Annotated in this window: 22 protein-coding genes; 7 read left to right on the top strand and 15 right to left on the bottom strand. The window is 62.7% G+C overall.

What is annotated here, in order from left to right:
- Positions 1-164 precede the first annotated feature (164 nt).
- Positions 165-1,541 carry an oligosaccharide flippase family protein gene (locus J3A71_RS15050; RefSeq protein WP_016487258.1) on the bottom strand — a complete coding sequence of 459 codons (1,377 nt, stop codon included), beginning with the start codon at positions 1,539-1,541 and terminating at the stop codon, positions 165-167.
- 95 nt (positions 1,542-1,636) lie between these two features.
- Between J3A71_RS15050 and J3A71_RS15045 the strand changes: the two genes are divergently transcribed.
- From J3A71_RS15045 to galE, 3 genes are all read left to right on the top strand, one after another.
- Positions 1,637-3,163 (top strand): O-antigen ligase family protein, encoded by a 1,527-nt coding sequence (locus J3A71_RS15045; protein ID WP_016487259.1) that lies wholly within the window; start codon positions 1,637-1,639, stop codon positions 3,161-3,163.
- Positions 3,164-3,168: 5 nt separating this feature from the next.
- Positions 3,169-5,769, top strand: a complete 2,601-nt coding sequence (locus tag J3A71_RS15040; protein WP_209952991.1) for a cellulase family glycosylhydrolase — start codon at positions 3,169-3,171, stop codon at positions 5,767-5,769.
- A 105-nt stretch (positions 5,770-5,874) separates the two neighbouring features.
- The gene (galE, locus tag J3A71_RS15035) at positions 5,875-6,849 is read left to right on the top strand and encodes a UDP-glucose 4-epimerase GalE (RefSeq protein WP_016487261.1); all 975 of its coding nucleotides are present in this window, start codon (positions 5,875-5,877) and stop codon (positions 6,847-6,849) included.
- A 40-nt stretch (positions 6,850-6,889) separates the two neighbouring features.
- Here galE and J3A71_RS15030 read toward each other — a convergent pair whose 3' ends face one another.
- From J3A71_RS15030 to J3A71_RS14990, 9 genes are all read right to left on the bottom strand, one after another.
- Positions 6,890-7,696: a CpsD/CapB family tyrosine-protein kinase gene (locus tag J3A71_RS15030; RefSeq protein ID WP_016487262.1), complete on the bottom strand. Its 807-nt coding sequence runs from the start codon at positions 7,694-7,696 to the stop codon at positions 6,890-6,892.
- Between the two features lie 11 nt (positions 7,697-7,707).
- A complete protein-coding gene (locus tag J3A71_RS15025; protein ID WP_096426108.1) occupies positions 7,708-9,270 on the bottom strand; it encodes a Wzz/FepE/Etk N-terminal domain-containing protein in 1,563 nt (520 codons plus the stop codon).
- Between the two features lie 19 nt (positions 9,271-9,289).
- A complete protein-coding gene (locus tag J3A71_RS15020; protein WP_096426109.1) occupies positions 9,290-10,405 on the bottom strand; it encodes a hypothetical protein in 1,116 nt (371 codons plus the stop codon).
- A gap of 24 nt (positions 10,406-10,429) precedes the next feature.
- Positions 10,430-10,987: a polysaccharide biosynthesis/export family protein gene (locus J3A71_RS15015; RefSeq protein ID WP_016487265.1), complete on the bottom strand. Its 558-nt coding sequence runs from the start codon at positions 10,985-10,987 to the stop codon at positions 10,430-10,432.
- Between the two features lie 265 nt (positions 10,988-11,252).
- A complete protein-coding gene (locus tag J3A71_RS15010; protein ID WP_016487266.1) occupies positions 11,253-11,429 on the bottom strand; it encodes a hypothetical protein in 177 nt (58 codons plus the stop codon).
- A 248-nt stretch (positions 11,430-11,677) separates the two neighbouring features.
- Positions 11,678-12,220 carry an XRE family transcriptional regulator gene (locus tag J3A71_RS15005; protein ID WP_016487267.1) on the bottom strand — a complete coding sequence of 181 codons (543 nt, stop codon included), beginning with the start codon at positions 12,218-12,220 and terminating at the stop codon, positions 11,678-11,680.
- Between the two features lie 171 nt (positions 12,221-12,391).
- A complete protein-coding gene (locus J3A71_RS15000; RefSeq protein WP_016487268.1) occupies positions 12,392-13,810 on the bottom strand; it encodes a TIGR00366 family protein in 1,419 nt (472 codons plus the stop codon).
- Between the two features lie 174 nt (positions 13,811-13,984).
- Positions 13,985-14,641, bottom strand: coding sequence for a CoA transferase subunit B (locus J3A71_RS14995; RefSeq protein WP_016487269.1), 657 nt, complete (start codon positions 14,639-14,641; stop codon positions 13,985-13,987).
- A gap of 35 nt (positions 14,642-14,676) precedes the next feature.
- Positions 14,677-15,375: a CoA transferase subunit A gene (locus J3A71_RS14990; RefSeq protein ID WP_016487270.1), complete on the bottom strand. Its 699-nt coding sequence runs from the start codon at positions 15,373-15,375 to the stop codon at positions 14,677-14,679.
- A gap of 140 nt (positions 15,376-15,515) precedes the next feature.
- On the opposite strand from J3A71_RS14990, the gene J3A71_RS14985 reads away from it, so the two are divergent.
- Together J3A71_RS14985 and J3A71_RS14980 are read left to right on the top strand one after the other, a co-directional pair.
- Positions 15,516-16,421, top strand: coding sequence for a LysR family transcriptional regulator (locus J3A71_RS14985; RefSeq protein WP_060517876.1), 906 nt, complete (start codon positions 15,516-15,518; stop codon positions 16,419-16,421).
- Complete coding sequence (locus J3A71_RS14980) at positions 16,409-17,230, top strand: aldo/keto reductase (RefSeq protein ID WP_016487272.1); 822 nt, start codon at positions 16,409-16,411, stop codon at positions 17,228-17,230. The genes J3A71_RS14985 and J3A71_RS14980 overlap by 13 nt, the downstream gene beginning before the upstream one ends.
- 179 nt (positions 17,231-17,409) lie before the next feature.
- On the opposite strand, the gene J3A71_RS14975 is transcribed toward J3A71_RS14980, so the two are convergent.
- The 4 genes from J3A71_RS14975 to lexA are packed head-to-tail and all read right to left on the bottom strand — an operon-like array spanning position 17,410 to position 23,149.
- Positions 17,410-20,490 carry an error-prone DNA polymerase gene (locus J3A71_RS14975; protein WP_060517878.1) on the bottom strand — a complete coding sequence of 1,027 codons (3,081 nt, stop codon included), beginning with the start codon at positions 20,488-20,490 and terminating at the stop codon, positions 17,410-17,412.
- Positions 20,487-21,905, bottom strand: a complete 1,419-nt coding sequence (locus tag J3A71_RS14970; RefSeq protein WP_016487274.1) for a DNA polymerase Y family protein — start codon at positions 21,903-21,905, stop codon at positions 20,487-20,489. The genes J3A71_RS14975 and J3A71_RS14970 overlap by 4 nt, the downstream gene beginning before the upstream one ends.
- A 6-nt stretch (positions 21,906-21,911) precedes the next feature.
- The gene (gene imuA / locus J3A71_RS14965) at positions 21,912-22,532 is read right to left on the bottom strand and encodes a translesion DNA synthesis-associated protein ImuA (protein ID WP_070086425.1); all 621 of its coding nucleotides are present in this window, start codon (positions 22,530-22,532) and stop codon (positions 21,912-21,914) included.
- Positions 22,532-23,149, bottom strand: a complete 618-nt coding sequence (lexA, locus tag J3A71_RS14960) for a transcriptional repressor LexA (protein ID WP_016487276.1) — start codon at positions 23,147-23,149, stop codon at positions 22,532-22,534. Before lexA ends, imuA begins: the two co-directional genes overlap by 1 nt.
- 92 nt (positions 23,150-23,241) lie before the next feature.
- Between lexA and J3A71_RS14955 the strand changes: the two genes are divergently transcribed.
- Positions 23,242-23,898: an HAD-IA family hydrolase gene (locus tag J3A71_RS14955; RefSeq protein ID WP_060517881.1), complete on the top strand. Its 657-nt coding sequence runs from the start codon at positions 23,242-23,244 to the stop codon at positions 23,896-23,898.
- A 283-nt stretch (positions 23,899-24,181) separates the two neighbouring features.
- Entirely contained in the window at positions 24,182-25,093 is a 912-nt protein-coding gene (locus J3A71_RS14950; RefSeq protein WP_016487278.1) for a LysR family transcriptional regulator, read from the top strand.
- Here J3A71_RS14950 and J3A71_RS14945 read toward each other — a convergent pair.
- On the bottom strand, positions 25,026-26,411 hold the full coding sequence (locus J3A71_RS14945) for an aromatic acid/H+ symport family MFS transporter (RefSeq protein WP_209952988.1): 1,386 nt from the start codon (positions 26,409-26,411) through the stop codon (positions 25,026-25,028). The two genes, J3A71_RS14950 and J3A71_RS14945, sit on opposite strands and share 68 nt — an antisense overlap.
- Positions 26,412-26,474: the final 63 nt, after the last annotated feature.

Below are 26,474 nucleotides of genomic sequence, written 5' to 3'. Positions count from 1 at the left end.
GGTTTGCCTGCAACGGACGCCGAGACGCCAAACACCGCGCCACCCACACCGAGCAAGACACAACTCTGGAGAAAGCCTCTACGGCCCAACTGCGCAGTACAAAAAGTGAGCTTCCCCATGATCCCGTGACCTGTACCCATGAAAGTTCCACCCAGCACGCTGCTTCAAAGCCAGTTGAAAAAGGCCGTCAACAACGCTCCGCACAGCGCCCCGACCAGCAGCATCGGCAGCACCACCAGCTCACGCTTGAGGCTGAACATACCCAGTTTGCAGTTCACATACACGACCAGCACCAGTGTCGGCACGGCATGCAGGGCAACCCCCCAGATCGCCCACTCCACACCACCAATCGCCAGCAATAGCGGTAGCAGCCCCCACAGCGAGACCAGGCGGATGATGTTGTCCATGGCCTGATACTTGGTCAGGCCAAGGGCAATCCACACCTGATGAGCCAATGTATAGCGCATTACGATGAACGACAGCGAAAGAATTGCCAGCATAGGGCCAGCTTCACGGTAGCGATCGTCGTACATCCAGCCAATCAGCAGCGGGCTGGCGGTCAGGAAACCACCACAGATGAACAGCACCAGCAGGTCGACCAGCAGGCGAAAGCGGTGATAAAGCGCTGTCAGGCGTTCCTTGTCGTCGGCCCGGGCTGCTTCACTGAAAGCGGGCAGCGCCACCGCCCCGACAATTTTCATCAGCGCGGTCTGCACCGCGCCAAGGATCAGCACGGCAATCGAATACACCCCCAGTTGCGCCGCCGACATGCTGGCGCCAAACCAGATGCGGTCGCCGTACATGGCCAGCACGCCGACCATCGACGACAACAGGATCCAGCGGCCAAACACGATCAACTCAGTCAGCGCCGTACGGTCCCAGCGCAGGTGATTGTTCGGCCCCTCCAGGGCGGTATGCCCCAGCACGGTCCAGGCTACGGCCGACACCAGGCCGGAGATCACCAGGGCCCAGATCGAATGGGTCAGCAAGCCCAGCACCAGCATCACCACCAGGCCGGCCACCTGCGAGGCCAGGTCGACCAGCACCACGCGCTTCTGTTGGAAAGTTCTTACAGCCACATCTATCTTGGTGGACTGGAAACCCCAGATGGCCGCCGACAGCCCGGTTACCGCCAGCACCATCGGAAGTACCGGGGCGGCGTAGGTAGAGTCCGCCGGCCACAGTTCCGCCAGTTGGGCCAACCAGGCGCCCAGGGCCAGCAGCAGGGTCAGGGCAAACAACAGGAAGCCGCGAATGATCTGCACGGTCCAGGCGGTGTTGAGAAAATCCGGATCGTCACCACGGTGACTCTGGATGATGTTCTGGCGCAGGCCGACATCGGAAAGCAGATGCAGGAGTACCGAAACGGTGGTGGCGATGACCATCACCCCGAACATTTCCGGCAGCAGCAAGCGGGCCATGATCAGATTGCCGCCCAGGCGCATCACCTGAGAAGCCACCTGCGAGACCAGGTTCCACGACCCGGCCCTCAGGGCCCGGTTGCGCAGGCTCGCAGCGGCTGACACATCAATCGACGGCATGACTTCAATCTCTGACTGATTGGCTAAAAGTCACTATAGTTTCAATTAGCCACGATGCTAGCCGTTGCCCACCAAGGGAAAGGTGTACATAGCCGATGCCTGAACATTTTCGTGCGTTGATCGTCATCCTGTTTTTGGCGAGCGTGGTCTTCCTGATGGCGCGGCGGCCTGCCACCGACCTCATTGCGCTCAGCGATTACAAGCGCAGGCGCAATCTTTGGTTTGTGCTGACGGTGCTGGCCTTTGTCTCCCACAGCTTCTGGCTGTATCTGGGGGCGGGCGCGGTCATCCTGTTGCTCGCCGGGCGCCGTGAGCACAACCCCATGGCGCTGTTCTACATGCTGCTGTTCCTGATTCCGCCGGCATCGGTGCAGGTGCCCGGGTTCGGCGTGGTCAACTATCTGGTTGACCTGAACCATATCCGCCTGCTCACCCTCTGCGTGCTGCTGCCGGCCGCGCTGCAACTGCGGCGGCAAGCTGACACGTTGCGGTTCGGCCGCACCTGGGCCGACAGGCTGCTGGCCGCCGGCCTGGTGTTGATGAGCGTGCTGTACCTTCGCGAAACCACCCTCACCGACACCCTGCGCCAGGCGCTGTACCTGTACGTCGACGTATTCCTGCCGTATTACGTGGCCAGCCGTGGGCTGCGCCAGATCAGCGACTTCAAGGACACCCTGTTGGCCTTCGTGCTAACCGCTTTCGTCATGGCGCTGATCGCCGTGGCCGAATATGTGCGCCACTGGCTGCTGTACAGCGCCCTGATCGACGCCATGGGCGTGCCATGGAGCATGTCCGGTTACCTCAGCCGCGGCGGCGCGCTGCGGGCCAGCGTCACCACCGGCCAGGCGATTGCCCTGGGTTATGTGATGAGCGTGGCCATCGGCCTGTTCCTGTTCGTGCAGGGTTATGTGCAACGCCCGCTGCACAAGGCCATGGGCGCCCTGCTGCTGGCCGCCGGGCTGTTCGCGCCGTTGTCACGTGGGCCGTGGATCGGGGTCGTGGTCATCGTGGTGGTGTTCATTGCCATGGGCAAAGGCGCGGTCAGGCGCCTGGCGCTGCTCGGCGCGGCTGGCATGCTGGCGCTGCCCTTGCTGACCGTCGTGCCGGGCGGCGACAAGGTGCTGGACCTGCTGCCTTACATCGGCAACATCGAAAAAGAGAACATCACTTACCGCGAGCGGCTGATGGACAACTCCTGGATCGTCATCCAGCGCAACCCGCTGTTCGGCTCGTTCGACTTCCGCAACACCCCGGAAATGCAGTCGATGATCCAGGGCGAAGGCATCATCGACATCGTCAACACCTACATCAACCTGGCGCTGCGGGTCGGGCTGGTCGGGCTCGGTCTGTTCGTCGCCTTCTTTGCCGTGGTGTTGAGGGGCATCCGCAGGGCCATGCTCAGTTTTCCCGACAAGGATGACGAACGACGACAGCTGGGGCGGGTGCTGCTGGCAACGCTGATCGGCATTCTGGTGATCATCTTCACCGTCAGCAGCATCACCTTCATCCCGGTGGTGTACTGGTCAATCGCAGGGCTGGGCGTGGCCTACATCCAGATGGTCCGCCGGCTGAACAGCAGCCCGGTCATGGAACTGGCCGAACCCGACCTACAACCCAGGTAATGTCAATGAACGTGCTCACCCTGCGTCATTTCGTGCGCCTTACGGCCATTTCCGGCCTGGCCCTGCTGCCGTTGACCGGCTGGGGGTCAGACTGGCAGGTCAGTGTCGATGAGCAAAATGGCTTGCCTACCGTGACACGCGGCGGCGGCCCGGTGATGAAAGCCAAGTTCGACTTCTGGGCGGCCAACTGGAGCTGGACCGGCTTTTACACCGACTTCAAGGTCAATGGCCCCTACCAGTACACACTGTTGGGCAAGAACAAGGAGCTGGACTTTGACCTGAAGGCGGATATCCGCAAGGAACAGGCACAAACCCTGAGCTGGGCATTCGACCTCAACGCCCACAGCCGCCAGGCCGGGGTGATGGGCGGCGGCATGGTGTTCCAGTTCGACCCGGCGCAGATTGCGGGCGACATGGGCGCCCCGCAACTGCTGCCCGACAACCGCGGCTGGTCGTGGGGCAAGGCCGACCAGGGCCGGCGTGTCGAGATGCGCTTCGATCCGCCACTGGCCAAGGTCTATTTCGAGCGCGGCAACCCGTCCGAGCTGCGTGCGTTTCTCTACAAAGACCCGATAAGCGCCGGCCGCCAGCAGCTCAAGGCGGTGCTCAACGTTACCGGCGACATCGAACTGGGTCCTACGCCCACCGAGCGTTTCGGCCTGGCCGACCCCGCCACCTGGCCCGATGACCAGCTGGACTGGCGCACCTCGCCAGTGGACCTGTCGTTCCTCAATGCGGCAGAAAAGCCCGCCGGCAAGCGCGGCTTCGTCAAGGCAGTCGGCGAACAGTTGATGTTTGAAGACAACACCCCGGTGCGCTTCTGGGGTACCAACCTGTCTGCCTACTCGCTGTTCAAGAGCCCCGACGACGAAATTCGCCAACAGGCCAAGCGCCTGTCGGCATTGGGCTTCAACCTGGTGCGCCTGCACCACCACGATTCGCCGTGGGTGAGCCCGAACGTATTTGGCGACGGCACCCTGGTGCGCGATACCCAGCAACTTAGCGCCGAGTCGCTGCGCAAGCTCGACCTGTGGATCAAGGCACTCAAGGACGAAGGCATCTACATCTGGCTGGACATGCACGTGCAACGTGCGTTTACCGCCAACGACAACATTGATGACTTCGGTGAGCTGCCCGAGAAGGAAGGTCGCGTCGACCTGAAGGGTTACGCCTACGTGAACGACAGTATCCAGAAAGCGATGAAGCGGTTCGCCGAGCAGTACCTGACCCATGTGAATGAATACACCGGCCTGGCTTACAAAGACGACCCCGCCATCGCCGCCGTGCTGATCACCAACGAAAACGATCTCACCCAGCACTACGGTAACGCACTGATGCCGAACAAGGATGTACCGCGCCACAGCGAACGCTACATGGCCGCAGCCAAAGCGTTCGCCAGGCAGCATGACCTTCCCGCCGACCTTACCTGGCGCGCCTGGGAGCACGGCCCGTCGAAGCTGTTCCTGAACGACCTGGAGCAGCGCTTCAACGCCGACATGATCGCCCACCTGCGCGGCCTGGGCGTGAAAGTGCCGATCGCCACCACCAGCACCTGGGGCGGCAATGGCCTGAGTGCACTGCCGGCGCTGACCGCAGGCGATGTCGTCGATGCCCACAGCTACGGCGCCATTGGCCAGCTGGAGAAGAACCCGTTGACCAGCGACGGCATGATCGACTGGATCGCCGCCGCCCAGGTGGTCGGCAAACCGCTAACCGTCACCGAGTGGAACGCCGAACCGTTCCCGCTGCCCGACCGCCATTCTTTGCCGCTGTATGTAGCCGGCACCGCCAGCCATCAAGGCTGGGACGCCATGATGCAGTACGCGTACAGCCAGCAAGGGTTCAACCCGGGCTGGCGCACGGCGGACAACTGGCACGCGTACAACGACCCGGCGATGATCGCCACCCTGCCCGCTGCCGCCCTGCTCTACCGCCGTGGGGACGTCAAGCCGGCAACTACCCGCTACGTATTCGCACCAACGCCCGCCACCCTCTACAACCAGGAGATCACCCCGCGCAGTTCGGTACTGTTGCGCACAGCCATGGAAAAGGGCCAACTGCAGATTGCCCTGCCGCCAACACCAGAACTGCCGTGGCTGAAACCTGCCGCCATCCCCTCTGGCGCGCAAGTGCTTCAGGACCCGGGGCAATCGCTACTGGCCGCCGATGCCACTGAATCGGTCACCGACACCGGCGAGCTCAAGCGCAACTGGCAACAAGGCATCTACACCATCGATACGCCACTGACCCAGGCCGCCACCGGCTGGCTGGGTGGCCGCTCGATCAGCCTGGGGGCCGTTCAGCTACAGACAAAAACGCCTTACGCCAGCGTCGCGGTACAGAGCCTGGACGGCAAGCCCTTGGGCCAGTCGCGTGAGCTGCTGCTGTCACTGGGGACACGTGCCATGCCCAAGGCCGATGACACGACGCCGTTCAACGTCGAACCGCTTGAAGGCAGCGTGATCATCAAGGCACCTGCCGGCCTCAAACTGTTCGCCCGCGATGCACAGGCGCAGCTGAAGACACTGCCGGTGGCGTACAAGGATGGGCATTACAGCATTACCTTCGACAGCAACTACATGTCCAACTGGCTGTTCTTGAAATAGGGCATAGGGCCATCTACGCTCAGGTCACCTGTAGCTGATCATCCCACCTGCACGTTTCAGGGACGGTTCACTGCGTCTGTAAACAGCAGATTCCAGGAGGTGCGGATGAAATTTCTGGTAGTGGGTGGCGCGGGCTACATTGGCTCGCACATGGTCAAGCACCTGCTCGGTGCCGGCCATGAGGTAGTGGTGGCGGACCTGGTTTGGCCTGGCCCCGGCATCCAGTGGGCCAAGCTCGATATCGCCGACGAAGCGGCCCTGGACGTGCTGTTCGGCGTTTGTCATTTCGACGCCGTGTTCCACTTCGCCTCGTTCATCCAGGTGGGCGAGTCGGTCAGCGCACCCGGCAAGTACTACCAGAACAACGTTGCAGCCACCCTGGCCTTGCTGCAGGCCATGGTGAATGCGGGTATCAGGCATCTGGTGTTTTCTTCCAGTGCCGCCGTTTACGGCAACCCGCAGTACGTGCCGATTGATGAAGCGCACGTCAAAGGGCCGATCAACCCCTACGGGCTGAGCAAATGGATGGTCGAGCAGATTCTCGAGGACTTCGACCGGGCGTATGGCTTGAAGTCGGTATGCCTGCGTTACTTCAATGCCGCCGGTGCTGACCCGGATGGCCAGCTGGGTGAACGCCACGAGCCGGAAACCCACTTGATCCCGCTGATCCTGCAGGCCGCCTCTGGCCGGCGTGAGGCGGTAACGGTATTTGGCCGGGATTACGATACCCCGGATGGCACCTGTATCCGCGACTACGTGCATGTGGCCGATCTGGCATCGGCGCATGCGTTGGCGGTGGACTATTTACTGGCGGGTGGCGAGCGCACTGCTTTCAACCTGGGCAATGGCCTGGGCTTTTCGGTGCAGCAGGTGATCGATACAGCCCGGGCGGTGACCGGGCGGCACATCAATGCCCTTGACGCGCCGCGCCGTGCCGGCGACCCGCCACGGCTGGTGGCGGATGCAAGCAAGGCGCTGCAAGTGCTGGGCTGGCGGCCGGAGTTTGCTTCGCTGGAGCAGATTGTGCGGCATGCGTGGCAGTGGGAGTTGCAGTATCCCTGGAGCCTGCATCAGGGCTGAGATCTATGGGGGCTGCAAAGCAGCCCCAAAATTTCGAACCTTAATAATAGGTTCGCGGCTGCTCGTCAGCCTTGTTCAGTACCGTCCCGATCAGGTTCACCGTGGCCAGGTGATGCAGGCAGTCCTCGATTTCCTTCTTGTTGTTCATCCCGTTGGCCACCACCAGCAGCACACAATCAAACTTGGGTATCACGGTGATCGCATCGTCAGAGCTGAGCAACGGCGGCAAATCGAAAATGCAGATGCGCGACTCGTAGCGGTTGCGCAAATCGCTGATCAGGTTGTTCACCTTGGGCGACGACAGCATCTCGGTCGACATCGGCACCGGCACCCGCGTCGGCAGCACCACGAAGCGTGGCAAAGTCGGGTTGACCAGGCACTCCTGCAGCTCGGCCTTGTCCGTCAGGAACTCGTTCAGCGCCTGCTCCATGGGCAGGCCCAGGCAGCTGCCGACCTTGGGCCGGCGCAGGTCGAAATCCACCAGCAAGGCAGTTTTGGTGGTGTGGTGAGCGATACTCATGGCCAGGTTGATCGCCAGCACGGTCTTGCCGGCCTCAGGCGTTGGCGAGGTGATGGCCAGGGTCCGCCAGCCATTCTCCTCCATGGCCCTGAGCACCTGCGTGCGCAGCAGGTCGATGGGCCCGTTCATGTTGGAGTTCTTGTTGTACGCCACGATGCGGTGGCGCTCAAGGTGGTCAGCCCGCAGCGGCACGACTTTGGTATTCACATAGTCGAACTGCCCAGGCACCTCCGCCAGTGCCGTGCCAGGGGGAGGTGATAAAGCCTGGGGGGTACCCGGGGTAACCTGGTGAATATTGTTGCCAACAGCCGGCTTGGTCCTGTCCATCACTGCTTTCCCTATGCAAACCGAGATATGACCTTGAACAACAGCACATCCAGTGGCATGTAGAAGACGTGCACCAGCACTACCATGATAGCTACCAACGCCAGTGCCGCCAGGATCAGCCAGTTCCGCCAGCGTTTGCGCCTGGCCACGTCCGCTCTGGTATCGATGTAGGGCACTGCCACCAGTACCCGTTTGCCCAGCAGGTTTTCCAGCGCACCGACGCCGCGCACGCGCTGGTTGAGCATTTCCAGCAGCATCACCAAGGCACCACCGCCTGCCGGTGCCAGCACCAGGCCCAGCGCCGCGATCTTCTTGCGGTTAGGCTTGATCGGTTTTTCAGGCATCAGCGGTGGCTCCAGCAGTACAAAGCGCTCGGCCTTGTTCTCCTGCTCCAGGCTTTCGGTAATTTTAGCGCCCATTTCCTTGGCGCGGATTTCTTCGTATTTCTTGCGCGCGTTGTCGTGGTCACGCATCAACGTCACCAAGCCACGCTCGACTTGCGGCGCCTCGAGGATCTCGGCCTCGTAGCCTTCCATCTTTCGGGTCAGCTCGCGCTTCTGATCGGCCAGCGAGCTGATACGTTCCTGGGCAGCGCTCATCTTGGCCCGGACGCGCGCCACGTCGAGGCTGACCGTGGACGTCGTGGCCGTACGCCCACCACTGGCTTCCAACGCCTGGATCTTGCGCTTGATCGCCACCACATCCGGGTGGGCATCCTTGTAGCGGGTCAGCAACCGGGCGTACTCGGCTTTAAGGCTCGGCAGGTCCTGAGCCTGGTCAGCACTGGCTGGCTTGGTGCCCTCGGTAACCTTGGTAGCAAGGCCAGCATTGGCCGCAGACAGTTCCAGCTCCAGGTAGCGCAGTTCTTCCTGGGCGGCCTTGTAGTCACGGTCAACTTCGCGGAACTCCAGCTCCGAACGCGAGAGCATGTTCATGCGCAGGGTCTGGTGCTCTGGCAAGGCATTGGCGTGGGCCTGCTTGAAGTCGGCCAGCTGGTTTTCCAGGCTGGCCAGTTCCGCGCCCAGCTTGTTAGCCTCCTGGGTAAGAAACTCGGTGGTTTCGTTGGCCCGCTCGGTGCGCTGCTTGAGGTTTTCGTTGAGGAACAGCGTGACCAGTTCGTCGGCCACTTCCTTGGCGACTTGCGCCTGCTTGTGTTCGAAGGACACATTGAACGCAACCGTCGCCTCGCCCCGCCCGCGCACGAACGTGGTGAGGGTTTCGACCACGATGGCATTGCGCATCTGGTCGATCTTGTCGGACTCGCTCAAGCGCTTGTCGGCGAACAGGTTGTACTTGTCGATGATGCGCAGCAGGTTCTCGCGCGTCATCACCCGCTGGCGAATCACCTCGATGCGCTCATCGGCAAAGCTGGTGGTGTTGGTCGATACCAGCTCAGGGGAAATCTGTTGCGATTCCACGAGAATGGTGCCGGTCGACTGGTAAATCGGCGGCACCATCAACGCGACAGCCACGGTCGCGGCAAGTATGACTACGGCACTCACCCCTAACACCAGGGCCCTGTCCTTGATAATGGCGATGTAATCTCTGATGGAGAGTTCGTAGTCAGACTTCATTGGGCCACCTGCCTGAAGTTCAGATGTCGGGGTACCTGTACGTCAACGTCAAACCAACGATCGTCGCGGTTGCATCGGGCGCTCGGTCCTGTTGCCGTTCCTTGTACATGAGCGACAGGCGCAAGTCCCAGTACGGTGAAAACTGGCGGCTGGCCCAAACGCTGTAAGTCTGCAGTGTGTTAGGGCTCTGCCCTTTGCTGTCTTGCCAGGCCGCGTCAGCGCCCACCCGCGCCAGTTCGGTAACGGCATAACTCCACACGCCACGCACCTGGTCCAGCTCGGCGAAACCGCCTTCGGCACTGGCCACCGTGCTGCGCTCGGCGGTCAGGCTGGCGTCGGCGCGCGTGCCGGTGTACAGCAATGCCACCCCACCCTCCCCGCGTCGGCCGCCGCCGTCGCCAGACACCTCGTTGACGCCAATGTGGGCATCGGCACTCAGGCCTTCGGCAAGCTGGTACTTGATACCGACTGCCGGGGTGTAGCTGTTGGAGGCGGTCGCGGTAAGGTCCTGCTCGGGCTCATAGCGGCGGGCACCGAAACGGGAATACACATCGGCCCGTTCGCTCCAGGCGTAGGTCCAGGTGAATACGTTTGCCAGTTCGTCGTAGCCCGTCAGCGAGCTGATGTCATAACGGGCACGGTTGTACGTGGTTTCGTTGCTCAGGGTGCTACGCTCGGTCACCGCCTGGCTCCAGTTGCCGGTCAGGGTGTAGAGCTTTTGCGTACCGTCAGTGGTGATGACCCCGGTATCCAGCACCGTCCCCGACAGCGTCGAGCTTTCGTTGTAACGTGCCACCAGCCCGAAACGCCCACGCTCGGTGGTGCGCTGCCAGCCCAGGCTGATATCGGGGTCCTCACGGTCATCTACCACATCCGTGTCGGACGAGCGCAATACATGCATGCCCAGCCCCAACCTCAGTTCATCCTGATCGAAGGTACCGATCAGGGTGTAATCCGGCGCGATGATCGTGCGCGTTACACCCTTTTCCCCCGATGTCAGCAACAAAGGGTTGCTGTCATATTCAACGGATGTCGGTACCACCACCGTAGACTGCCAATTTGCCGCCAGTACCACGTCCGTAAACGGCAAGACAATGATTGCCGTTGCAATGCTTGTTGTTCTGAGAAGAGGCATTAAGTGTTCTTATTAAAGGCAAGATCAAGGAACGACCAGCGTGTCGCCAGCCTGAAGTTGGATGTTGGTGGACATGTCCCGCCCAGACACCAGGTCCTTATATCGCACGGGCAGGATCTTTTGGGAAGCGCCAGTACCGCGGACCACCTTGATATCGCTTTCGTCAGCAAACTTGTCCAGCCCGCCCGACATGCTCAGCGCCTGAAGCACTGCGGTAGGGCCCGCCATTTGCACGGGGCCCGGCTTGATCACTTTGCCTTGTACATAGACCAGGTTGCCGGCGATGCTCTTGACGACAACGCTGACGTTTGGGTCGGGGAGGAATTTGTCGAGTTTGGCAGCCACTTGCTTTTCAACTGCCGTTACATCCAGGCCGGCAACATTGATGCGCCCGGCCAAGGGGAAGGTGATGCTGCCATCGGGGAGTACGGTGGCTTCTTGACGCAGGCTGTCTTCCTGCCACACCGAAACCATTACCACATCACCAGGGCTGAGCAGGTAAGCCGTACCACTCTGATCGGCGTTGCCAGCACTGGACCACACGGCCAGCACGCAGAATGCGGCTATCAATGAACGCATCATGAGGGTCCCTCCGGCCAAATGGCCCGAAAAAGAGCACTGAATGAGAACAGCACACCAACTCTCGCTCCGCTTCGCGGCTTGAACCCACCGCGATGGCCTCGACCTTCCTGGAGGCCCCAACCTTGACGCCGTACATGTGGGCTGCAGTGCCCTGCAACCAAGGCCTTTGAAGGGCTACTGGGAATATAGCAACGGTTGGGAAATTCACAAGCCAGCCCCCGGCTTGCAACAACCTGCGCTCGCTTTGACAGGGAGCGGGTCAGGCTCAGATTTTTCTTCTGTTGGCGACCAGTACAAAGCCGACAACAGCGAAGGCCAACAACCAGCCGGCGGTTGAAACAGGGATGATACTGTTTTGGTTTACATACGAATCTGCCGCACGCGCAGCGCCACTCAGCAACACCAGCAAGAACATCGATTTGATAATCAGAGTCGTGCGCATACGCCCCTCCTGAAATGAGGAAAATCAATTAGTTATTTGCACAGTATGGCGGGAGTTGTTTCGCTGTTGACTTGAGCTTATGGGCACAATGACACTACGTCAATGATCCGACACCATAATAAAATTCAATGGGCGATGGCGGTATTCGTCAAAATACCGACATGCAAAAGATGCAAAGGCGGGCTGATGCGATGGCGGCTGCGTTTCACGGATGAGAACACAGGTAGGGCGTGCCCTGCCCCGTGGTTTTATTCGTCTGCGTGGTGAACCACGACCAGCAATTGCGCCGGCTGGGCACCTACCGAGCGCAGTCGATGCGGTGTCTGGGCGTTGAAATGCAAGGCATCACCCTGCTCCAGCAGCACCCGTTCGTTCATGAAATCCACCTCCACCTGGCCGGCGTGCACGAACAGGAATTCCTCGCCTTGGTGTTCCTTGAACGTGGGGTCGCTGAACTCGGACGGCGGCTGGATCAGGAACGGCAACAGGCTGCGCTGCCCGACCTGGCTGGTCAGGGCTGCATAGCCAGGCCCTTGCCCGTCGCCTACCAGGGCCTGGCGTTCGCCGTGGCGCACCAGGCTGTAGCGGCTCGGGCCAGCCTGCTCTTCGGCGAACAACTCTTCGACATTCACGTTCAACGCCCGGGCCAGCTTTAGCGCGGCAGCAATCGAGGGTGTATTCAGGCCGCGCTCGACCTTGGACAGATAGCTTTTGGTCATGCCGGTCTTTTCGGCCAGCATTTCCAGGGTCATTCCCAGTTTCTTACGCAGCAGTTTCAATCGGATAGACATGTGACGCGGGTTTCCCAGGCTGAGTCAGCCTGACCATGATACGTGGACTGCCGGCGAAATGCTGGGGCTGCTTTGCAGCCCATCGCGGGCAAGCCAGGTTCCACACATACAGCGTCAGCCGGGCCTGTGGGAGCTGGCTTGCCGGCGATGGGCCGCACAGCGGCCCTGCCTTCATGGCATCACAGGCGGTACGTATTGCAGCGTCGTACCCAGCGCCCACAGCAACACCAGCACCAACGGCACATGCACCAGCAACTGCACGAACGAGAAGCCGATCAGGTCGCGCGCCTTGAGCCCCAGTACGCCCAGCAGCGGCAGCATGTAGAACGGGTTGATCAGGTTCGGCAAGGCTTCGGCAGCGTTATAGATCTGCACCGCCCAGCCCAGGTGGTACTGCAGGTCGTTGGCCACCAGCATCACGTACGGTGCTTCGATGATCCACTTGCCACCGCCCGAAGGGATGAAGAAGCCCAAAACGGCCGAGTACACCCCCATCAGCACGGCATAGGTGTCGTGGGTGGCAATCTGGGTGAAAAACAGCGAAATATGGTGGGCCAGCGTCTGTTCATCGACGCCCTTCACCTGGGTGAGAATGGCAGCGATGGACCCGTACAACGGGAACTGGATCAGCACACCCGTGGTGGTCGGTACGGCGCGCGCCACAGCGTCCAGAAAGCTGCGTGGGCGCCAGTGCAGCAAGGCGCCGAGCATGATGAACAACAGGTTGTAGGTGTTCAGCCCGGAGATCGCGGTAATCGCCGGCTTGGTGGCGAACTCCTGGTAGAGCCAACCAGCGGCCAGGGCCACCAGCAGCAAGATCAGGATCGGGCTGTGCTCCAGCCACTCACCCGGGCGCGTGCGCTGCGGTGCAGGTGGCGCTGTGAAGCTGGGGTCGACGCCACAGTCTTCGGCACTGCGCGCGCTGTTCGGGCCAGGGGCCGTGGCATAGGCGATTACCAGCGAGACCAGCACCAACGCCAACAGCATCACGCCGGACTGCCAGAGGAAGATGGTTTCAGTGAACGGGATTACCCCGGTAATCGACAGGATGGACGGAGGCAGGCTGGCCGGGTTGGCCTGCAGTTGCGCTGCCGACGATGACAAGCCCAGCGCCCACACTGCACCCAGGCCCAGGTAGGCGGCCGCGCCAGCGGCGCGGTAGTCCATCTTGAGTTCGGTGCGCCGCGCCAGGGCGCGTACCAGCAGGCCCCCGAACACCAGCGACAGGCCCCAGTTGAGCAAGGAAGCCAGCATCGAAATCAGGGCTACCCAGCACACTGCCGAGCGACCATTGCCGGGGATACGCGCCAGGCGATCAATCAGCCGCGCGGCCGGAGGCGAGCTGGCCACGACATAACCGCCAATGACCACGAAGGCCATCTGCATGGTAAACGGGATCAGGCTCCAGAAACCGTCACCAAAGGCCTTGGCAGTGTCGGTCGGTTTGGCGCCCATGGCCAGGGCACCGATACACACCAGCAGCACCGCCAGGGCGGCGAACACCCAGGAATCGGGGAACCAGCGTTCGGCCCAGTTGGAGCAGCGCAAGGCAAAGCGCGCAGAACGGCTGTCTTGGATTTCAGCGGCCACAGTTGAATTCCTTTTATTGGTTTTATCGGATAAATCAGCCAAAACACAAAACCCCTGTAGGAGCAGCCTTGTGCTGCGAAGCGGCCAGTACAGACAAACATTATATGAATGCCTGCACTGGCCCCTTCGCAGCCCAAAGCTGCTCCTGCAGGGGAATGTATGAAGCCCGTTGAATCAGAAGGTCATTTCCTTCACGTCATCCGGCACGATCAACTTGCCGGCGGTTTTCGCGATGATCTCTTCAACGCTTACCCCCGGCGCGGTTTCGCGCAGGATGAAGGCGCCGTCTTCGATTTCCAGGTAGGCCAGGTCGGTCAGCACCTTGCGGATGCAGCCGGCGCCGGTCAGCGGCAGGCTGCAGTGTGGCAGCAGTTTGGACTCACCGTCCTTGGATGCATGGGTCATGGTGACGATGATGTTCTCGGCGCCAGCCACCAGGTCCATTGCACCGCCCATGCCCTTCACCAGCTTGCCCGGGATCATCCACGAGGCGATGTTGCCTTGCACGTCGACCTCGAAGGCACCCAGCACGGTGAGGTCGACGTGGCCACCCCGGATCATGGCGAACGACTGTGCCGAATCGAAGATCGAGGCGCCGCGGCGGGCGGTGACGGTTTGCTTGCCGGCGTTGATCATGTCGGCATCGAGGGTGCTTTCGGTCGGGAATTCGCCCATGCCGAGCAGGCCGTTTTCTGATTGCAGCATCACATCCATATCGGCGGGTACGTAGTTCGCTACCAGGGTAGGAATGCCAATGCCCAGGTTGACGTAGTAGCCGTCCTTCAGTTCACGTGCGACGCGTTGCGCCATCTGTTCGCGGGTCAGTGCCATGGTCAGGGTCTCTTTGTTGTTCTGGTGGATGGCGCTCAGGCCTTGACGGTGCGCTTTTCGATGCGTTTTTCGAAGGTGCCGACGATGACACGGTCCACATAGATGCCCGGGGTGTGAATTTCGCTGGGCAACAGCACGCCGGGTTCGACGATCTCTTCCACTTCGACCACAGTGATCTTGCCGGCGGTGGCCGCCAGCGGATTGAAGTTTTGCGCAGTATTGCGGTACACCACATTGCCGTAGTGGTCAGCCTTCCAGCCCTTGACGATGGCGAAGTCACCGGTAATGGCTTCTTCGAGGATGTACTTGCGGCCCTTGAACTCGCGCACTTCCTTGCCCTCTGCAACCGGGGTGCCGTAGCCGGTGGCGGTGTAGAACGCCGGGATCCCGGCGCCGCCGGCACGCATCTTCTCAGCCAGGGTGCCCTGCGGGGTCAGCTCCACGTCCAGCTCACCACTGAGCAGCTGGCGTTCGAATTCGGCGTTCTCGCCCACATAGGAGGCAATCATCTTGCGAATCTGACGATCTTCCAGCAACACGCCCAGGCCAAAGCCGTCAACGCCGCAGTTGTTCGACACCACGGTCAAGCCTTTGACGCCGCGTCGCTTGATTTCGCTGATGAGGTTTTCCGGGATGCCGCACAGGCCAAAACCACCGGCCAGTACTGTCATGTTGTCGGTCAGGCCTTCAAGGGCCTGTTCATAGGTTGCAACGCGCTTGTCCAGTCCGGCCATGCTGATCCGCCTTTTGTAGTTGTAGAACCGACGAGGCTGTCGGTGAGCGTGTGCAGACATCTTCACCGCACGCGACTGATTTGTTAATTTTGTTTTCGTCATCGATTGATAACTTTTACAAAACAGACAATAGGCCTGTCATGAACGTCAAGCAACTGCGTGCCTTTGTCGCCGTGGCCAAGTACCAGAGCTTTGCCCAGGCCGGGGAACACCTGCATATCTCGCAACCCGCCCTGAGCCTGACCATCAAGGCCCTGGAAGAGAACCTCGGCGGCGCCCTGCTCAGCCGCACCACGCGCAGCGTCAGCCTGACCGCCGAGGGCGAAGTGTTGCTGCCGCTGGCGCGGCGCCTGCTGGCAGACTGGGACGACACGGAAGAGATGCTGCGCCAACGCTTCACCTTGCAACTGGGCCGTGTGTCAGTGGCGGCCATGCCGGCCTTTGCCGGCAACCTGCTGCCCCACTCGCTCAAGGTATTTCGCCAGTGCTACCCCAAGGTCAATGTCACGGTGCATGACGTGATCAACGAACAGGTGCTGGAACTGGTACGCCATCGCCGCGTCGAATTGGGCATCGGCTTCGAGCCGGACAACATCGACGGGCTGAACTTCCACCCGTTGTACCTGGACCGCTTTGTCGCGGTGGTACCCGCAGACTCGCCTTTGGCGCTGCTGCCACAGGTCAGTTGGGCACAGCTGATGGCCGAGGACTTCGTGGCGCTGCAACGCCCTTCGGCGGTGCGCCTGCTGATGGAGCAGAATGTGGCCGCCCACCACGGCAAACTGGCCGTGGCTTTCGAGAGCCACCAACTGGCAACCATCGGCCGGATGGTCGCCAGCGGCCTGGGGGTCAGTGCCGTACCGGCGCTGTGCATCAACCAGATGCAGGAACTCGGCGCCCGCTGCGTCACCCTGGTGGAGCCCACGGTCGAGCGGCGCATCGGCGTAATTGCCCTCAGCGAACACAAGCTTTCCACTGCAGCGCAAGCGCTGCTTGAGGTTGTGCTTTCCAATACCCGCATCCGGGAGGTGACATGCGTTACGTGAAACTGGCAGGTTCGAGCGTTCCGGCCATCGGCCAGGGCACTTGGTACATGGGCGAGGACCCTGGCCGCAAAGCCGCCGAGGTGGCGGCGTTGCAACAGGGCATTGAGTTGGGCCTGAGCCTGATCGACACCGCTGAGATGTACGCCGAAGGTGGGGCGGAAGACGTGGTTGGCCAAGCCATTGCCGGGCGCCGCGACCAAGTGTTTCTGGTCAGCAAGGTGTACCCGCACAATGCCGGCCGACGCAGTATGGCGGCCGCCTGCGAGCGCAGCCTCACACGCCTGGGTACCGACTGCATCGACCTGTACCTGCTGCACTGGCGTGGCCAGCACCCGCTGGAAGAAACCGTCGAAGCCTTCGAGCATTTGCGCGAACAAGGCAAGATCAAGCGCTGGGGCGTGTCCAACTTCGACCTCGACGACCTGCGCGAACTGCACAACCCTGACTGCGCCACCAACCAGGTGCTGTACAACCCGGCTCAGCGTGGCATCGAGTTCGACTTGCTGCCGTGGTGCGAAAAGCGCGCGTTGCCGACCATGGCCTACTGCCCGCTGGCCCAGGCCGGGCGCTTGCTGCAGCACCCGGTGCTGGCAGAAATCGCCGAGCGCCATGGCGCCACGCCAGCCCAGGTCAGCCTGGCCTGGGTGACCCGTAATGACGGAGTGATCGCCATCCCCAAGGCCGTGGCGCCCGAGCATGTGCGGCTGAATGCAGCCGCAGGTGCGCTGACCTTGAACAGCGAAGACCTTCGGGCAATCGACCGGGCGTTCCCGGCACCGACGCGCAAGCAGCGGTTGGCGATGGTGTAACTGGCGAGCGGTGAATCGTCTTTATCTTGCCAATCTGAAAGCGTGAGCGGCCCCTGTGGGAGCGGGTTTACCCGCGAAGAAGGCAACACGGTGGATGGCACGGGCTTCGCCCGTGTTCGCGGGTGAACCCGCTCCCACAAGGAATACGCGAGCATCACGGCTTTTGGTAGGGCCGGGGGTTAGTGGAAATCCCGGCTGCGCACATCCAGCCCTTGCAGCAACGGGGTCACATCCTCCAGCCGCCGTGCTATCAGGTGCCGCACGCCGTTCTCCTGCTCCAGCCGCCCACTCACCTTGAGCAGCTGCGCCCCCACCAGCGCCCGCCGCTGCCGTTCGGCAATGTCCCGCCACACCACCACGTTGACCATCCCGTGCTCGTCTTCCAGGGTGACGAAGGTCACTCCGCTGGCTGTCTGGGGCCGTTGCCGCCCCACCACCAACCCGGCCACGGCAATGTTGTCGCCATGCTCGACACCCTGCAGCTCGCTGGAGCTGCGACACCCCAGCGCCCTCAGGCGTGAGCGCAACAGTGCCAGCGGATGCGGCCCCAGCGTTGTGCCCAGCGCCTGGTAATCGGCCATCAGGTCTTCGCCTACGGTGGGCACAGGCAAGTCCACTGGCGTTTCAGGCACCGCTTGCACATCAGTGAACAGCGGCAGCTGCGGCTGCACCGCCGCCACCTGCCAGCGTGCCTGGTGACGATCGCTGGCCAAGGCTCGCAGCGCCCCGCCATCGGCCAGCCGGGCTCGGGCCCGTGCGTCGAGCCCGGCACGCAGGCACAGGTCCTCGACATCGCGCCATGGCCGTTGAGCCCTCGCCTGCTCCAGCCGCCTGGCATCGGCCTCAGCCAACCCGCGCACCAGGCGCAAACCCATGCGAATGGCCAATGTGCCTTGAGCATCAGGCTCGAGGGTACAGTCCCATTCGCTGTGGCAGACATCTACCGGCCGCACCTCGATACCCTGGCGCCGGGCCTCTTGCAGCAACTGGTCAGGGCTATAGAAGCCCATGGGCCAGCTGTTGACCAGCGCGCAGGTGAAGATCGCCGGTTCATGGCACTTCAGCCAACTGCTGGCATAACACAGCAAGGCAAAGCTGGCCGCGTGCGACTCCGGGAAGCCATAGCTGCCAAACCCCTTGATCTGCTCGAAAATGCGTTCGGCAAACGCCAGTTCGTAACCATTGCGCAGCATGCCTCGCACCAGCCGCTCGCGGTGCGGGTCCAGGCCCCCGTGGCGTTTCCAGGCCGCCATGCTGCGCCGAAGCTGGTCGGCCTCGCCCGGTGTGTAGTCGGCGGCAACCATGGCCAGCTCCATTACCTGCTCCTGGAACAGCGGCACGCCCAAGGTCCGCTCAAAGACTTCCTTGAGCTGCGGTGAGGGATAAGTGACGGGCTCCTGCTTCAGCCGCCGGCGCAGGTACGGGTGCACCATGTCACCCTGGATCGGCCCAGGGCGCACAATCGCCACTTCGATGACCAGGTCATAGAAGGTCTTGGGCTGCAGCCGAGGCAGCATGGCCATTTGCGCACGCGACTCGATCTGGAACACCCCCATGGTCTCGGCACGGCTGATCATCGCGTAGGTGGCCGGGTCTTCGCTGGGGATGGTGGCAAGGGTCAGGTGCTGGCCCCGATGGCGCTGCAGCAAGTCGAAGCAGCGGCGCAAGGCACTGAGCATGCCCAGCGCCAGCACATCGACCTTGAGCAGGCCGACCATGTCCAGGTCGTCCTTGTCCCACTGGATGACCGTGCGCTCCGCCATCGCGGCATTCTCCACCGGCACCAGCTGGTCGAGCGGTTGCTGGGAAATGACAAAGCCGCCCGGGTGCTGCGACAGGTGCCGGGGGAAGCCGATCAGCTCGCCCGCCAGCACCAGTACCCGCCGCAGTGAAGGGCTGCTGGCCTCAAAGCCGGCTTCGGCCAAGCGCTGGTCATCGGGAATACGGTCGCTCCAGCGACCACAGCATTTTGCCAAGGCATCCACCTGGTCCACCGGCAAACCCAATACCCGCGCCACATCGCGCACAGCCCCGGCGGCGTGGTAGGTGTTGACCACCGCCGTCAGCGCCGCACGATGCCGGCCATAGCGTCGAAACACATACTGGATCACTTCTTCGCGCCGATCGTGCTCGAAGTCCACGTCAATATCCGGCGGCTCGTTACGTTCACGCGACAGGAAGCGCTCGAACAGCAGGCGATGCTGCAGGGGATCGAGCTCGGTAATGCCCAGCACGAAACACACCACCGAATTGGCCGCCGAGCCGCGGCCCTGACACAGAATGCCTTGGCTGCGGGCGAAGGCGACAATGTCATGCACGGTCAGAAAGTAGCTTTCGTAACCGAGTTCCTCGATCAGCGCCAACTCGGTGGCCAGCACTTCGCGCACCTTGTCACCCGGCCCGTCTGGCCAGCGTAACGGCAACCCCTGTTCGCACAGTTCACGCAACCAGCCTGCCGGGTTATGGCCCTGGGGCACCAGTTCGCGCGGGTACTGGTATTGCAGCTGGCTCAGGTCAAACTGGCAGCGCCCGGCAATGGCCAGGGTCTCGGCCAGCAGGTCGGCAGGATAGAGTTCGCCCAGCTGTGCCTGGCTGCGCAGGTGCCGCTCGCCATTGGCAAACAGAAAACGCCCGGCCTCGGCTACCTGGCAATGCTGGCGGATGGCAGTCATGCAATCCTGCAAGGCACGCCGACCGCGCACATGCATGTGCACATCGCCACAGGCCACGGCGCGGATACCCAGTTCAGCGGCCAGGCCACGCAAGTGCTGCAGACGCTGGGTATCGTCACTGCCTCGATGCAGGTGCACCGCCAGCCACAAGCGCTCGCTGAACACACTGCGTAACCACTCCCCGGTGGCCATATCGGCGCAGTCATCGGCCACCCATAGCGCCAGCAAGCCTTGATGGTGCTGCTGCAGGTCGTCGCGAAACAGCTGGTACTCGCCCTTTTGCGCCCGCCGCCGGGCCCGGGTGATCAACGCGCACAAGCTCTGGTAACCGGCCAGGTTCTCGACCAGCAGCACCAGCTTGGGGCCTTCTTGCAGCCGCACCTCACTGCCTACGATCAGCCGCAGCTGATGGGCCTTGGCGGCCTGCCAGGCCCGGACGATGCCGGCCAGGGTGCACTCGTCAGTGACCGCCAGGGCCTGGTAGCCTTGTTCGCGTGCACGCCTGAACAGCTCGTCAGCGCTCGACGCCCCGCGCTGGAAGCTGAAGTTGGACAAGCAATGCAACTCGGCATAACCCGGCGTGCTCATGCGAACCAGCCCTGCAGCCACAGCGGGCCGGCCTGGCCGAGGTCGCGGTAGGCCCAGCCGCGCAGGCCGTCACGGGTTTCGATGCGGTAGTAGTCCCGGCGCACGTCGCCGCCATCCCACCAGCCCGACTCGATGCGTTCGGCCTGGCCCTGTACCTGGTAGCTGCTGGCGTCCAGCGCCATCGGGGCTGGCAGCAGCCAGCCCGGGCGACTGCCCGGAGCCACCGTCATACTGCCTTGGGCGCCTTGCTCGGTCAGCTGCCAGGCGCACTCGGGGCGGTGATCGGCTGCCGCGCTCAGCCCCTTGACGGCCTCATCCCCCAGGCGAGCGCGCAGCCGCTCGCGCAATTGTTCCCAGGGTTGTGCCTGCTGCGCGCGTGGGTCGAACAACGCCTGATGCTGCGGTACAAAGGGCGGCAGGTCTTCGGCAACCAGCCGCAGGTTGCGTACAGGGGCGGGAATGCGCAGCGGCTCCAGGCGCCCACGGGCCAGTTCGAACAGCATGGCGGCATCGCGTTCGGCCGCCAGCAGGCCTACCTGCAGCAGGGTATCAGGCCCTTCGGCATGTTCCAGGTGCAGGCAAAAACGCTGCACGCCACAGTCGCGCCCGGCGAGGAAAGCGGCAAGGTCGTTGAGCATACGCCGCAGCGGAAACAACAACGCCTGGTGCGACTCAACGTCGAAGTTCAGCTCCAGCCGGGTTTCGAAGCGGTCCGGTGGCTGGTAGAAGTCCAGCCCCGCATTGCGCAGGCCAAGCAACTGGTCGAGGTGCAACTGCACATGGGCCGAAAAGCGCCGGGCCACTGTATCGCGCGGCAAGGCCAGTACCTGGCCCAACTGCCGCAGGCCCATGCGGGCAAACGCCTCGGCGGCATCTGCCGGCAGGCCGATACGGGTGATGGGCATGCCCAGCAGTGCCGCACGGGTGGCGTCGGCGTCGCTCAAGGCCAAGCCATCATGACCATTGGCAAGCATGCGCGCCGCTACCGGGTTACTGGCCAGGACGATGCGTTGACGCAGCCCCAAATCTGCCAGCTCCTGGCGCAGGCGTGCCTCGAACAACGGCCAGGGGCCGAACAGTTGCAGGCTGGACCCCACTTCCAGGAGCAAAGCCCGCGGGTAATGCAGGCTGACCTGGGCACTGAAGCGATAGGCCCAGGCTGCCAGCAATTGCTGAACCTGCTCGATGCGCCTGGGGTCGACTTCGACGCAAGTAAAACCCTCTGCCAGGGCACGTGCCGCCGTAAGGGTCTGCCCTGCCCGCAACCCGAGTGCAGCCGCTGCCGGGCTGACCGCTTGCAATACCCGACGTTGGCTAGGCCCGCCAACCAGCACCAAGGGTGTGTCGGGGTCGTCACGCTCCCGCAGGACGGTGTCCAGCGCCAGCTGCGGGAGCAGGATGCAGGCCCAAAGCATGGGGCATCAGCCCCGCCCAGGGCAGGCGATGGGCAGCGCCGGTGGCATGCCGCCCCGGCTTTTCAGCACACGCCACTGTGCCGGACGGGTGTCGACGGCAACGCGCAGTGCTGCTGGCGAGGGGTTGTGTGCTGCCTGATGCGGCCGGCAGGCGAATGCCAGCGCCTGGCCGGTTTCTGCGGCCACCTGCAAACGCCGCAAGGCACGGTCATCGGCACGTTCAGGCCAGCACAGCACCGCCGCGCAACTGCCCGAGCGCAGGCACTGTTCGGCGGCCCACAGGGCATCGGCGGGGGCGGCGTCCACCTGCACCAGCCAGCGCAGGTCCACCCCCGCTGCCTGCCAGGCCGGTGCGTAAGGAATGAAGGGCGGCGCCACCAGCACCACCCGGCTGCCGTCGGCGCTAAGCCGCGCCAGTGTGGGCCATAGCAGTTGCAACTCGCCGCAACCGGGGTTGGCCAGCAGCAACTCGCTGAGTGCCGCCGCCGGCCAGCCACCTTCAGGCAGGCGCGCGTCGAGGGCAGCATGACCGGTCGGCTGCAACCCCAGTGGCCGTGCCTGGGCCTGCCGCCCGCGCCAGACACGGCGCTGGTCGAGCAGCCTGTCGAGGTCGACCACCGCGCCCATCAGTCACGCCTCAGCAAGCCGCAGAACACGCCTTCGATGAAAAACGCCTGGTCGGGTTTCACATCGATGGGTGCATAGGCCGGGTTGCGTGGCAACAGCCGGTACCCGCTGCCCAGGCGTTGCAGGCGCTTGATGGTGACTTCGCCGTCCAGGCGCGCCACCACGATCTGGCCATCGCGGGCGTCGGCCTGTTGAAGGATGCCGACCAGATCACCGTCGAAGATGCCGTCGTCGATCATCGAATCGCCACGCACTTTAAGCAGGTAGTCAGGGGTGCGACGGAACAGGCTGGGGTCGAGCAGGAGCTGTTCGTGGATATCCAGGTCCGGGCCAATGGGGGCACCTGCCGCCACTTGGCCCAGTACCGGCACTTCCAGGATTTCCGGCCGGCGCAGCGGTTCGGCCAGGCGAATGCCCCGCGCCTGGTTGGGCGTGACATCAATGTAACCGGCCTGGCACAGGGCGGTAATGTGCTTGCGCGCGACGCTGCGCGAGGCAAAACCGAAGCGCGTGGCGATATCGGCCAGGCTCGGTGGCTGGCTGTGCTCGGCAATGCGCTCGCGGATGAATTCGAAAATGGCGCGGCGTTTGGGGGTAAGAGTGTCCATGGAGCACATTTGTACTCTTTTCGGAGCACGCTGAACAGCCCCCTTTGTCGCCAGCATTGGTTATGATCCCAAGGCTTGTGTTTTCTTGATCTGGATACCCCATGCTCACCGCCCTGCTGTTCGACCTCGACGGAACCCTCACCGACACCGATACCCTGCACCTGCAGGCCTTTCGCCAACTGCTGCGTGAGCATGACGGCCGCGAACTGAGCCAGGCGCAGTTCGATGCCCAGGTCAGTGGCCGCGCCAACGGCGAGTTGTTCGCCGAGCTGTTCAGCGGCGCGAGCGTCGAACAGTGCCGGGCACTGGCCGATCGCAAGGAGGCGCTGTTTCGCGACTTGTCGCCATGTCTTGACCCGATGCCAGGCCTTTTGCGCCTGCTTGCGCATGCCAAGGCCCATGACATCGGCATGTGCGTGGTGACCAATGCACCGCGGCTGAACGCCGAACACATGCTGAATGCCATGGGCCTTGGCCAGCATTTCGAGCATGTGCTGGTAGCCGAGGAGCTGGCGCGGCCCAAGCCAGACCCGCTGCCCTACCTCACCGGCCTGCAGCAACTGGGCGCCGAGGCCGGCCAGGCGCTGGCCTTCGAGGATTCATTGCCGGGGGTTGCGGCCGCCAGTGGCGCGGGGATATTTACCGTGGGCGTGGCGACGACACAGACGCCGCAGCGGTTGCTGGAGGCGGGTGCCAGGCTGGTCGTGAATGATTTCAATGACCCGGCGTTGTGGGCGTTGATCGAGCGTATGGCTTGAGGTGTGGGGTGTGTTTGAGATCGAGCGCCGCCCGCGCGGCGCATCGCGAGCTGCGCTCGCGCCTACGTTTGTTTCGGGCCAGTAACACCTGCGCCAACGCGCGCGACCGCCCTGTTCGTACGACACGATATCGAGCCATGCACCAACGCGTTCGCGCGCAAATCCCACAGGATTAATTGGCCCGGAACAAACGTAGGAGCGAGCGCAGCTCGCGATGCGCCGCGCGGGCGGCGCTCGATCTCAAACACCCCATAACTCTATCGCCATACTCACCCAGGCCCCCATGCTCATCGACGAAGAACTGACCCTCAAAAAGCTGGAAACCTTTCTTGCCTTCATGCGCACGGGCAACCTCGGCCGCGCGGCGGTTGAGTTGTCCACCAGCGCCGTGAGCGTGCACCGGGCCATCCACTCACTGGAAAGCGCCTTGCGCTGCCCGTTGTTCAAGCACGAAGGCCGCCAGCTGATCCCGCTGGAAAGCGCCTACGTGCTGGAAAAGAAAGCCCGGCAATTGATCCTGGACGCCGAGCAGATGGTCCGCCAGACCCGTGAAGCCGCCGGCTTCTACGCCGAGCGTTTCCGCCTGGGCGCACTCTACTCGCTGACGGTGAAGACCGTGCCCAAACTGGTCATGGGGCTGAAACTGCGCCGCAGCGAGCTGAACATCGACCTTACCCTGGGCTCCAACGTCGACCTGCTGCAGCGCCTGAAAAACCACGAGCTGGAAGCTATCCTTGTGTCGCTCGACGACAGCATCAGCGACCCGGCATGCGAGCAACTGCCGCTGTTCTCCGATGATATCTTCCTTGCTGTGCCCACCGACTCGCCTTTCGCCGGGCAGGCCGAGGTGGACCTGGCCGACCTCGCCGACTCCACCTTCATCACCCTGACCCAGGGCTTCGCCACCCACCGCGATGGCGCGCGGGTGTTCCAGCAGGCCGGCTTCGAGCCCAAGGTGGCCATGCAGGTGAACGACATCTTCACCCTGCTGAGCATGGTCAGCTCGGGCGTGGGCTTTGCCCTGCTGCCCGGGCGCATTGCGGCGGTGTACGAAAACCGCGTCAGGCTGATTGCCTTGAAGCCGCAATACCGCTTGCAGCAACATATAGGCGTGGTGTTCCTGAAGGCTAGGGAGCGGGAGCCGAACCTGCTGGCGCTGCTGGCGGAGTGCCGGATGTACAGCCTTGAGCGTTAAACCGTAGCGCAGCATTGCGCCCCTGCAGCCATACCGCCAATGCCGCCAGCCCGGCAGGGATCAGCAATGATGCAAACACTTGCGCAAAGCTCCAGCCCAATGCCAGCATCTGAGCCCCGGCGAAGGCGCTGAGCACGGCACCAATGCGCCCAATGCCGCTCATCCAGCTGGCCCCGGTTGCCCGTGCCTCAGTGGGGTAAAAAGCTGCGGCCAATGCATTCATGCCAACGCTTGCGCCATTCAGCCCAAAGCCCACGGCGCAGGCAATGGCGCACAGCCAGGCGAAATTCCCCACCACCTGGCCAATCGTGAAAATCACCGCACCACTGAACAGAAAAGTCAGCATCAATACGCGCTGAGGGTTACAGCGGTCCATGGCCCAGCCTACTGAAATCGCCCCTGCCGGCCCGCCAATCTGGAAGCAGGCCGTGACAATGGCTGCTTCGGACACCGAAAAACCACCGCCCTCCTTCACCAGCGTCGGCAGCCAGCCGCTGAACAGGTAGACCAGGAACAGCGCCAGCACGTAGCCAGCCCAGAGCATGCAGGTACCAAAACGATAGCGCTGCGAGAGGATGGTGCCAATCGCACCGTCAGTGCCCTGGCGCTTGGCGGGCATGACGAACGTACTGTCGGCGTTGACATGGTCGGGGGCCAGGCGGCGGACAATGGCCAGAATGCGCTGGCGATCTGCGCCATTGCTGACCAGGAAGGTGACCGACTCTGGCAGGCGCCAGTACAGCAGCGGCAAGACCAGCAGCGGCAACACCCCGCCCAGCACCAGCACACTGCGCCAACCCAGGTTGGGTATCATCCAGGCGCTGACGAAACCACCCATCGCTGCCCCCAGGGAGAACCCGCAGAACGCCAGTGTGATCAGCAGCGAGCGGCTGCCCGCCGGGGCGTACTCGCTGACCAGGGTGCTGGCATTGGGCATTGCAGCCCCCAGGCCCAGGCCAGTAAGAAAGCGCAGCACGACCAAGGTTTCCAGGTTCGGGGAAAAAGCCGAGGCCAGGGTCCAGATGCCGAACAGCAGCACGCTGTACAGCAATACTGCCTTGCGTCCGTAGCGGTCAGCCAAGGGGCCGGCGATCAAAGCGCCAAGGGCGAGGCCGATCAGCGCTGCGCTCAAAACCGGGCCCAGGCTTTGCGCGCCCAGGCCCCAGTCGCTTTTCAGTTGGGGGGCAATGAAGCCGATGATGGCCACATCCAGGCCGTCCAGGGCGATGATCAGAAAGCCGAGCAACACCACCCATTTCTGGTAACGGCCGATGGGTTGCTGGTCGATCAGTTGGCGCACGTCGAGTGTGTTGTTCATGGGTATCACCTGTTGTTGTTTTTATGACGGTGTTTCGGGGCCGCGTTGCGGCCCAATCGCCGG

This window comes from Pseudomonas sp. PvP089 (assembly GCF_017875165.1).
Lineage (GTDB): Bacteria > Pseudomonadota > Gammaproteobacteria > Pseudomonadales > Pseudomonadaceae > Aquipseudomonas > Aquipseudomonas fortuita.
Note: the sequence above shows the minus strand (reverse complement) of the source record. Positions and strands in the feature narration are given on the sequence as shown.

What these genes read in the sequence shown, in the direction of transcription:
- J3A71_RS14970 (WP_016487274.1), bottom strand. Translation starts at nt 21,905, where the DNA reads ATGCTTTGGGCCTGCATCCTGCTCCCGCAGCTGGCGCTGGACACCGTC.
- J3A71_RS15045 (WP_016487259.1), top strand. Translation starts at nt 1,637, where the DNA reads ATGCCTGAACATTTTCGTGCGTTGATCGTCATCCTGTTTTTGGCGAGC.
- J3A71_RS14995 (WP_016487269.1), bottom strand. Translation starts at nt 14,641, where the DNA reads ATGGCACTGACCCGCGAACAGATGGCGCAACGCGTCGCACGTGAACTG.
- J3A71_RS15020 (WP_096426109.1), bottom strand. Translation starts at nt 10,405, where the DNA reads ATGCCTCTTCTCAGAACAACAAGCATTGCAACGGCAATCATTGTCTTG.
- J3A71_RS15030 (WP_016487262.1), bottom strand. Translation starts at nt 7,696, where the DNA reads ATGGACAGGACCAAGCCGGCTGTTGGCAACAATATTCACCAGGTTACC.
- J3A71_RS15015 (WP_016487265.1), bottom strand. Translation starts at nt 10,987, where the DNA reads ATGATGCGTTCATTGATAGCCGCATTCTGCGTGCTGGCCGTGTGGTCC.
- J3A71_RS15010 (WP_016487266.1), bottom strand. Translation starts at nt 11,429, where the DNA reads ATGCGCACGACTCTGATTATCAAATCGATGTTCTTGCTGGTGTTGCTG.
- J3A71_RS14980 (WP_016487272.1), top strand. Translation starts at nt 16,409, where the DNA reads ATGCGTTACGTGAAACTGGCAGGTTCGAGCGTTCCGGCCATCGGCCAG.
- J3A71_RS14975 (WP_060517878.1), bottom strand. Translation starts at nt 20,490, where the DNA reads ATGAGCACGCCGGGTTATGCCGAGTTGCATTGCTTGTCCAACTTCAGC.
- J3A71_RS14990 (WP_016487270.1), bottom strand. Translation starts at nt 15,375, where the DNA reads ATGGCCGGACTGGACAAGCGCGTTGCAACCTATGAACAGGCCCTTGAA.
- J3A71_RS15005 (WP_016487267.1), bottom strand. Translation starts at nt 12,220, where the DNA reads ATGTCTATCCGATTGAAACTGCTGCGTAAGAAACTGGGAATGACCCTG.
- J3A71_RS15025 (WP_096426108.1), bottom strand. Translation starts at nt 9,270, where the DNA reads ATGAAGTCTGACTACGAACTCTCCATCAGAGATTACATCGCCATTATC.
- J3A71_RS14955 (WP_060517881.1), top strand. Translation starts at nt 23,242, where the DNA reads ATGCTCACCGCCCTGCTGTTCGACCTCGACGGAACCCTCACCGACACC.
- J3A71_RS14945 (WP_209952988.1), bottom strand. Translation starts at nt 26,411, where the DNA reads ATGAACAACACACTCGACGTGCGCCAACTGATCGACCAGCAACCCATC.
- galE (WP_016487261.1), top strand. Translation starts at nt 5,875, where the DNA reads ATGAAATTTCTGGTAGTGGGTGGCGCGGGCTACATTGGCTCGCACATG.
- J3A71_RS14985 (WP_060517876.1), top strand. Translation starts at nt 15,516, where the DNA reads ATGAACGTCAAGCAACTGCGTGCCTTTGTCGCCGTGGCCAAGTACCAG.
- lexA (WP_016487276.1), bottom strand. Translation starts at nt 23,149, where the DNA reads ATGTGCTCCATGGACACTCTTACCCCCAAACGCCGCGCCATTTTCGAA.
- J3A71_RS15050 (WP_016487258.1), bottom strand. Translation starts at nt 1,541, where the DNA reads ATGCCGTCGATTGATGTGTCAGCCGCTGCGAGCCTGCGCAACCGGGCC.
- imuA (WP_070086425.1), bottom strand. Translation starts at nt 22,532, where the DNA reads ATGGGCGCGGTGGTCGACCTCGACAGGCTGCTCGACCAGCGCCGTGTC.
- J3A71_RS15040 (WP_209952991.1), top strand. Translation starts at nt 3,169, where the DNA reads ATGAACGTGCTCACCCTGCGTCATTTCGTGCGCCTTACGGCCATTTCC.
- J3A71_RS14950 (WP_016487278.1), top strand. Translation starts at nt 24,182, where the DNA reads ATGCTCATCGACGAAGAACTGACCCTCAAAAAGCTGGAAACCTTTCTT.